Annotated in this window: 2 protein-coding genes; one reads left to right on the forward strand and one right to left on the reverse strand. The window is 63.2% G+C overall.

Features of this window, described 5'->3' with window-relative positions; genetic code table 11:
* Positions 1-7: 7 nt before the first annotated feature.
* Positions 8-829 carry an IclR family transcriptional regulator gene (locus FHP91_RS21040; protein ID WP_144311403.1) on the reverse strand — a complete coding sequence of 274 codons (822 nt, stop codon included), beginning with the start codon at positions 827-829 and terminating at the stop codon, positions 8-10.
* 176 nt (positions 830-1,005) lie between these two features.
* Between FHP91_RS21040 and xsc the strand changes: the two genes are divergently transcribed.
* On the forward strand, positions 1,006-2,795 hold a 1,790-nt coding region (gene xsc, locus FHP91_RS21045), incomplete at its 3' end, for a sulfoacetaldehyde acetyltransferase (RefSeq protein ID WP_144311404.1).

Raw genomic sequence — 2,795 nt, forward strand, 5'->3', positions numbered from 1 at the left:
CCCCCGCTCAGGCGCTGTGCTGCAATTCGTTCTCTGCCTGCGTCTCGATGTCGGCGAGGGCCTTGGCGGCTTTCTTGAGCGCCGGCAGTAGCGTGAGCACCTTGTCGTGGTTGAGCCGCATGATCGGCGCCTGAATGGCGATGCCCATGTTCGAGCGCCCGTTCTTGCGCGGCACCAGCACCGCGGCGCAGATCAGCCCGGGCAGGAATTCTTCGTCATCCAGCGCGTAGCCCTGGCGCTTGACCGTTTCGATCTCGTCGTCAAGCGCATCGAGCGTGGTGAGCGTCTTGGGGGTAAAGCGCTCGAGCGGCACATGCGCGAGCAGGCGACGCCGTTGGGCCGGGCTCATCTGCGCGAGGAAGAGCTTGCCGCTGGCCGAGCAGTGCGCCGGCACGCGTGAGCCGGGGTGCAGGTAGAAGCGCAGCGGCGCGGCCGTCTCGACCCGGTCCAGATACAGCACTTCGCTGCCCGAGAAGGCGGTGATGTTGCAGCTCTCGCCCACTTCTTCAACCAGCTGGCGCAGCACCACATGGCGCGCGCCGTGCACGGTGTTGTTCAACAGCAGGTTCTCGGCCAGGCGCCTCAGACGCACGCCCACGCTGTAGTGCCTACCGTCGCCGTCCCTCTGGATCATGCCCGCCGCGTCGAGTTGCCCGAGCATGCGGTGCAGCGTGGGCTTGGGGATGCCGGTCTCTTCTACCAGGCTTTGCAGCGAGAAGAACTGGTCCTTGGCGGCGATCACTTCGAGCAGCCCGAACAGGCGCAGCGTCGGCGTGTCGCCGTCGATGCGGGGCAGTTCGGTTTGCGAGGGGGTGGTCTGTGTGTTCATGTGAGGCCCATCATAGTGAATTGCAGTTATCAAGACAATATGTTTCGTTTTTTGTTTTTTTGCTTGACGGCGGATCAACTCATGCCTACAGTTCGGACATATCTCGTTTTTCGGAACTTTTTGTACCGCTTATTTCTTGATCGACGAGTAGAACCCCAAACCGGAGAGAGACAATCATGAGTGATCAGCACACCCAAGCCAACCGTTCGGTGCCCACTGGCCCGACCAAGATGACCCCGTCCGAGGCCTTTGTGGAGACCATGGTCTCCAACGGGGTGACGGACATGTTCGGCATCATGGGCTCGGCCTTCATGGATGCGATGGATATTTTTGCACCGGCGGGCATCCGTCTGGTGCCGGTGGTGCACGAGCAGGGCGCGGCGCACATGGCCGATGGCTATGCGCGGGTGTCGGGTCGCCATGGCGTGGTGATCGGCCAGAACGGGCCGGGCATCTCGAACTGTGTGACGGCCATTGCTGCTGCGTACTGGGCGCACACGCCGGTGGTGATGATCACGCCGGAGACGGGCACGGGCACGATGGGTCTGGGCGGTTTCCAGGAGTGCAATCAGCTGCCGATGTTCCAGGAGTTCACGAAGTACCAGGGCCATGTGACGCACCCGGCGCGGATGGCGGAGTACACGGGGCGCTGTTTCGATCGGGCGATGAGCGAGATGGGCCCGACGCAGCTGAACATTCCGCGTGACTATTTCTACGGCGAGATCACCTGCGAGATTCCGAAGCCCTCGCGTCTGGATCGCGGCCCCGGTGGCGAGCAGTCGCTCAATGACGCCGCTGCGCTGCTGGCCACGGCCAAGTTCCCGGTGATCATCTCGGGCGGTGGTGTGGTGATGTCGGGGGCGGTCGAGGAGTGCAAGGCACTGGCCGAGCGTCTGGGCGCCCCGGTGGTGAACAGCTATCTGCACAACGACTCTTTCCCCGCCAGCCATCCGCTGTGGTGCGGCCCGCTGGGTTACCAGGGTTCCAAGGCGGCGATGAAGCTGATGGCGCAGGCCGATGTGGTGATCGCGCTGGGTTCGCGTCTGGGCCCCTTCGGCACGCTGCCCCAGCACGGCATGGATTACTGGCCCAAGCAGGCGAAGATCATTCAGATCGACGCGGACAACAAGATGCTGGGTCTGGTGAAGAAGATCTCGGTGGGCATCTGCGGCGACGCGAAAGCCGCGGCCATTGCGCTGACCGCGCGTCTGGATGGCAAGGATCTGGTGTGTGACGCCAACCGTGCCGAGCGCGCAGCGATCATCGCCAACGAGAAGGCGGCGTGGGAGAAGGAGCTGGACGAGTGGACCCACGAGAAGGATGCGTTCAGCCTGGACATGATCGAGGAGAACGCGAAAGAGAAGACCTTCCAGGGTGGCGATTATCTGCACCCGCGTCAGGTGCTGCGCGAGCTGGAGAAGGCGATGCCGCCGCGGGCGATGGTGTCGACCGACATTGGCAACATCAACTCGGTGGCCAACAGTTATCTGCGTTTCGAGGAGCCGCGCTCTTTCTTCGCGGCGATGAGCTTCGGTAACTGCGGTTACGCCTTCCCGACCATCATCGGTGCCAAGGCGGCCGCGCCCGATCGTCCGGCCATCTCTTACGCCGGTGACGGCGCCTGGGGCATGAGCCTGATGGAAACCATGACCTGCGTGCGTCACAACATTCCGGTCACGGCGGTGGTCTTCCACAACCGTCAGTGGGGTGCGGAGAAGAAGAACCAGGTGGACTTCTACAACCGTCGCTTTGTCGCCGGTGAGCTGGACAACACGTCCTTTGCCGAGATCGCTCGCGCCATGGGCGCCGAGGGGGTGACGGTCGACAAGATCGAGGACGTGGGCCCGGCGCTCAAGAAGGCCATCGACGCGCAGATGAACGAGGGCAAGACGACCATCATCGAGATCATGTGTACCCGCGAGCTGGGCGATCCGTTCCGACGCGATGCACTGTCCAAGCCGGTGCG

This window comes from Denitromonas halophila (genome assembly GCF_007625155.1).
Classification (GTDB): domain Bacteria; phylum Pseudomonadota; class Gammaproteobacteria; order Burkholderiales; family Rhodocyclaceae; genus Nitrogeniibacter; species Nitrogeniibacter halophilus.

Excerpts from the sequence above, each read along its gene's own strand:
- FHP91_RS21040 (WP_144311403.1), bottom strand. The coding sequence starts at position 829 with ATGAACACACAGACCACCCCCTCGCAAACCGAACTGCCCCGCATCGAC.